Origin of the sequence: Bacillus sp. GMs2/2 (assembly GCF_050172095.1) — a bacterium.
In the GTDB taxonomy this organism is placed as follows: Bacteria; Bacillota; Bacilli; order Bacillales; family Bacillaceae_G; genus Bacillus_A; species Bacillus_A cereus.
The window spans coordinates 1-4,889 of sequence record NZ_JBNLYE010000300.1; the positions used below are offsets into that span (position 1 = coordinate 1).

The following is a 4,889-nucleotide window of genomic DNA, read 5'->3' on the forward strand; positions in this document are numbered from 1 at the left end:
GTTAAAATCATTAATACGGTTTTACTTATCAAAATGAAATTCTAATACATTTTTAACCGAGAAAGATGACTTCACCATTTTTACGTGTAATAATAGTAACGTTACATATATTGTGAAAGAAGTACAAAAGGAGCGTTACAATGAATTTAGCTAAATTCCCGAGGAAAAAATATACAGAATCATATACACCAATTGAAAAGTTAAACAACTTTTCTGAAGCACTTGGTGGCCCGACTATTTATTTTAAACGAGATGATTTACTTGGTTTAACAGCTGGTGGAAATAAGACGAGAAAATTAGAATTTTTAGTTGCAGATGCACAGGAAAATGGTGCAGATACGTTAATTACAGCTGGTGGTATTCAGTCAAATCATTGCCGCCTGACACTTGCTGCTGCGGTAAAAGAAAAAATGAAATGTATCCTTGTATTAGAGGAAGGGCTTGAGCCAGAAGAGAAGAGAGACTTTAACGGGAACTATTTCTTATATCACTTATTAGGTGCTGAAAATGTAATTGTTGTACCGAACGGAGCAGACCTTATGGAAGAAATGCATAAAGTAGCAAAAGAAGTAAGTGAAAAAGGGAATACACCATATGTAATTCCAGTTGGTGGATCAAACCCTACGGGCGCCATGGGATACGTTGCTTGTGCGCAAGAAATTATGGCGCAATCATTTGAGCAAGGAATTGATTTCAGTTCAGTTGTTTGTGTAAGTGGTAGCGGCGGTATGCATGCTGGTTTAATTACTGGTTTTTCTGGAACGCAAAGTCATATTCCTGTAATTGGAATTAATGTAAGTAGAGGAAAAGCTGAGCAAGAAGAGAAAGTAGCAAAACTTGTAGATGAAACTTCAGCACATGTTGGTATTCCAAACTTTATCTCGCGCGACGCTGTTACGTGCTTTGATGAATATGTAGGACCAGGCTATGCGTTACCAACGCCGGAAATGGTAGAGGCAGTTCAGTTACTTGCGAAAACAGAAGGTATTTTACTTGATCCAGTGTATACAGGTAAGGCAGTAGCGGGATTAATCGACTTAATTAGAAAAGGTAAATTTAATAAGGAAGACAATATTTTATTCGTACATTCAGGTGGTTCACCAGCTTTATATGCGAATACTTCTTTATTTGCGTAAGTGTAAAAAGCATTGGGTATCCAATGCTTTTTTTGTTATATACTGGAATTACCGAGAGGTAGGAGGATGATATGAATTCAAATTTAAAATGGATTATATATACGGCACTCGGCATTTCTATTCTATTAATCTTATTTGCGGCTTATGGGGTGTATTCTTATTTTACATTTTAAAAGCGTAATGGAAGTGAACCATAATGTAATGTATGTTATAGTTTGATATGTTAATTACTTACAATACTTTCTACAAGGAGAATACATAATGAGAGCAAAGAAACTAGTAACGTTAGCAGTTCCATTTATGCTGTTAGTCGGATGCGAGGTAGGAGATAAAGATTCTACTCATAAGACTGAGCAAACTAGTAAAGCAATAACGAAAACAGTAATTTCTGAACAACAGTATCCGTACTACATATGTGAGCAAGTGGTAGAGTTCCAATTTAAGAAGGATGAACTATTACTAAACTTAGGAGAATCCTTAAAGGACAAAGAAAAAGCAAAAGCTGTTTTAAAAACATCAAACGAGATAGATAAAATTTTAGACAATATGGAACACATAAAAGTACCTGATACATACAAAGACATTCACAAATCCATACAAGAAGGGGTAACAGAGGCAAGAAAAGCAACGAAGTTAATTAAGGACGCTGGTAAAGAAGATAAACAGAAGATTCAAGAAGCTACAATGAAAGGTACTGAATTTTTATCAGGTGTAGACGGAGAGCATTGGAAAAAAGCAATTTATGAGTTATCACAGGAAAACAAAGATGCTTATAGTAAGGCACTTGATAAGAAAGTAAAGGAGCACTCAAAGTAAAACGGTAACTTGTAACAATACATATCTACCTAAAATTTCCGCGAATGCTATGCTAGGAAGTTAGGTGGGAGATTACTGTCCTTAAATGTGGTTGATTAAAGCTACAGCCACATTCTCCTGTTCTAATTAACTAAAAGAAGAACTTCCCCATCCCGATTAGACTACTGATCATTCCTATTCCACTCATGGTGCCTTTTCCTGCTGTAAGTAAGTTTCCAAGCATTCCTAGCTGACCGTTACCTCCGTTATTTCCCCATCCCATTGGGGCCCACGGACCACCCCATCCTGGAGAGTTTCCGAAAATACCCCCGTTATTGGTATTGAATTTAAAAGCCTTAGCTGGCGGCGATAGTAAAGCTGCGAGATGACCTTGTGCGAACATCCCTGTATGATTGAATGGTTGCGCCCAGGGGAAGGGAGGTTTTTGAAAATTAAAACCTGCATGACCTGGTAATGGAGTCCAATTAGCAGGGTGACCTTGTGGTAGTATCTCTGCATAATTAATTGGCTGCTGCCCCCAAGAGAAGGGAGGAGGTTGGGGATTGAACCCCGTATAATTGGCTGATGAATCCCAACTAACTGGATAGACTCGGTAACTCCAATTCTCAGGAAGCTTCAAATCATTCATTACCTCAGATGTAGTTATTTCGGGCTGTGAATATAATGAAATTTGGTTATTATATTGTTGCCCATTTCCCTTTGAATTCAAATACCAATATTGGTCCATACGCTTATTCTCCTCACTTTAAAAATGTAATGTTAGACTTAGCCTATGTAATATTCCTTTTTATGGATGGTTACATAACTAGATCTACAAGCCTGTATTTAAAGGAATGGGTGCGTAGTCTTTTTGATTTTTCTCGCTGCCTGTAAAATTCCCATTGATGTAAAGTTTCACTTTATTTTAGAAGGGGATTTTCAGTTGCTTCTTTTTTGTATTTCAGCCTAATTTAAATTCCGTTAACAAACATTTTTATAAAGGTTTAATCAACAAAAAGATTTTAAAATGGTATGTTGAGCAAGTGGAATTGCTAAAAAGAGAATATCCATTCGAAGAGTTTGGCAAAATACTGTAAGGGTAATGTTTTCTTGTGCAAATATGTAAACGATTTAAACGAATCAATGAAATTTATAATGAAGGGGCAATTAAATATATGAGTGAAACATTACATAAAAGAAAACCACCATATGTAATGCTTGTAATCCTTTTTATTGGTGCATTTGTTTCATTTTTAAATAACTCCCTTTTAAATGTAGCCTTGCCATCAATAATGAAAGATTTAAACATTCAAGATTATTCAACGATCCAGTGGCTTTCTACAGGGTATATGCTTGTAAGTGGTATATTAATTCCGGCCTCAGCATTTTTAATAACGCGTTTCTCGAATAGGAGCCTATTTATTACATCTATGGTGATTTTTATTCTTGGTACTGCCTTAGCGGCTGTAGCACCTAACTTTGGTTTATTACTTACTGGTCGGATGGTTCAAGCGGCAGGCTCTTCAGTTATGGGACCTTTGTTAATGAATATTATGCTAGTAAGCTTTCCAAGAGAAAAAAGGGGAACAGCAATGGGGATTTTTGGACTAGTTATGATTACAGCTCCAGCAATTGGGCCGACACTATCAGGTTATATTGTAGAGTATTATGACTGGCGTTTGCTTTTTGAAATGATTTTACCGTTAGCAATCATTAGCTTACTGTTAGGGATTTGGAAATCTGAGAATGTCATGAAACAAAACAAAAATGCAAAACTTGATTATCTCTCATTACTATTATCTTCTGTCGGTTTTGGCGGTTTGTTATATGGATTCAGTTCTGCAAGCTCCGATGGTTGGACAAATAAAGTTGTCTTAACAACCTTAATCATAGGCGCAATTGCCCTAATTGCTTTCATTATTCGTCAATTAAAAATGGATGAGCCGTTATTGGATTTACGTGTTTACAAGTACCCAATGTTTGCACTTGCGTCTGTAATTGCAATTGTCAACGCGGTGGCCATGTTTTCGGGTATGATTTTAACACCAGCTTATGTACAAAACGTCCGTGGCATTTCTCCGCTGAGCTCTGGACTGATGATGCTTCCAGGTGCGGTTATAATGGGGATTATGTCACCAATTACAGGTAAACTATTTGATAAATATGGTCCTCGGATTCTTGGCATAGTGGGGCTTTCCATTACAGCTGTTTCAACTTATATGTTGGCAAGTCTGCAAATTGACTCTAGTCACACACATATTATTCTTATCTACACACTGCGGATGTTTGGGATGGCGATGGTTATGATGCCACTTATGACAAATGGTCTTAATCAATTGCCAACTCGCTTAAACCCGCACGGTACAGCTGTTAATAATACGGCTCAACAAGTGTCCGGTTCGATTGGTACTGCTATTCTTGTTACGATTATGAACTCTGTAACAAAAACAAAAGCTGAAAGTTTAATGTCTCATATAGATCCAACAACCTTTACAGAAACTACGAAGGCAATAGTAACTCAGAAGGCTTTATTATCTGGAATTCAATATTCGTTTTATGTAGCGCTTGGCATGAATGTTGTTGCACTACTATTAGTTTTTTTCGTTAAACGTGTAGATACAAGTGCGGAAGCTGTCGAGAAGCTAAATCGGTAGAGAAAAATAAAACGCTTGATAATGATTCCTACAAGTTTTTTGCTGCTAAGGCGCCGGTATTTAAAGCTGGAAAAGAACTAAAAGAAGCAGGGAAATAATTATATAGTAAAAGAGGACCTGATGTTCATATCAGGTCCTCTTTCATTAGTAACACGGTATACTTGCTTATCGTATTGGTTTAACTAAACTACTGATTTTTCGAATACTACAATCTTAAGCTCGTCAACTTCTCTATTTTTGGGGTGTTTTAGAAGAAAATGAATCAAAATAATCGTTTTTATAAACAAATACAAGAGATGAGATC

The 4,889-nt window shown here is 36.6% G+C and carries 4 protein-coding genes; 3 read left to right on the forward strand and 1 reads right to left on the reverse strand.

All coding sequences use genetic code 11. The annotated features are described in order from the left end of the window. The first annotated feature begins 140 nt into the window (after nucleotides 1-140). Nucleotides 141-1,136, forward strand: coding sequence for a D-cysteine desulfhydrase (locus tag ACQGS6_RS22865; RefSeq protein WP_001046614.1), 996 nt, complete (start codon nucleotides 141-143; stop codon nucleotides 1,134-1,136). Nucleotides 1,137-1,397: 261 nt separating this feature from the next. Further along, entirely contained in the window at nucleotides 1,398-1,952 is a 555-nt protein-coding gene (locus ACQGS6_RS22870; RefSeq protein ID WP_001201801.1) for a hypothetical protein, read from the forward strand. Between the two features lie 130 nt (nucleotides 1,953-2,082). Here ACQGS6_RS22870 and ACQGS6_RS22875 read toward each other — a convergent pair whose 3' ends face one another. Continuing rightward, nucleotides 2,083-2,679 (reverse strand): hypothetical protein, encoded by a 597-nt coding sequence (locus ACQGS6_RS22875; protein WP_242784911.1) that lies wholly within the window; start codon nucleotides 2,677-2,679, stop codon nucleotides 2,083-2,085. Nucleotides 2,680-3,106: 427 nt separating this feature from the next. Here ACQGS6_RS22875 and ACQGS6_RS22880 point away from each other — a divergent pair, with 427 nt between their 5' ends. Then, nucleotides 3,107-4,585 carry a DHA2 family efflux MFS transporter permease subunit gene (locus tag ACQGS6_RS22880; protein WP_000005138.1) on the forward strand — a complete coding sequence of 493 codons (1,479 nt, stop codon included), beginning with the start codon at nucleotides 3,107-3,109 and terminating at the stop codon, nucleotides 4,583-4,585. The last annotated feature ends 304 nt before the right edge of the window (nucleotides 4,586-4,889 follow it).

What these genes read in the sequence shown, in the direction of transcription:
- ACQGS6_RS22865 (WP_001046614.1), top strand. Translation starts at nt 141, where the DNA reads ATGAATTTAGCTAAATTCCCGAGGAAAAAATATACAGAATCATATACA.
- ACQGS6_RS22870 (WP_001201801.1), top strand. Translation starts at nt 1,398, where the DNA reads ATGAGAGCAAAGAAACTAGTAACGTTAGCAGTTCCATTTATGCTGTTA.
- ACQGS6_RS22875 (WP_242784911.1), bottom strand. Translation starts at nt 2,679, where the DNA reads ATGGACCAATATTGGTATTTGAATTCAAAGGGAAATGGGCAACAATAT.
- ACQGS6_RS22880 (WP_000005138.1), top strand. Translation starts at nt 3,107, where the DNA reads ATGAGTGAAACATTACATAAAAGAAAACCACCATATGTAATGCTTGTA.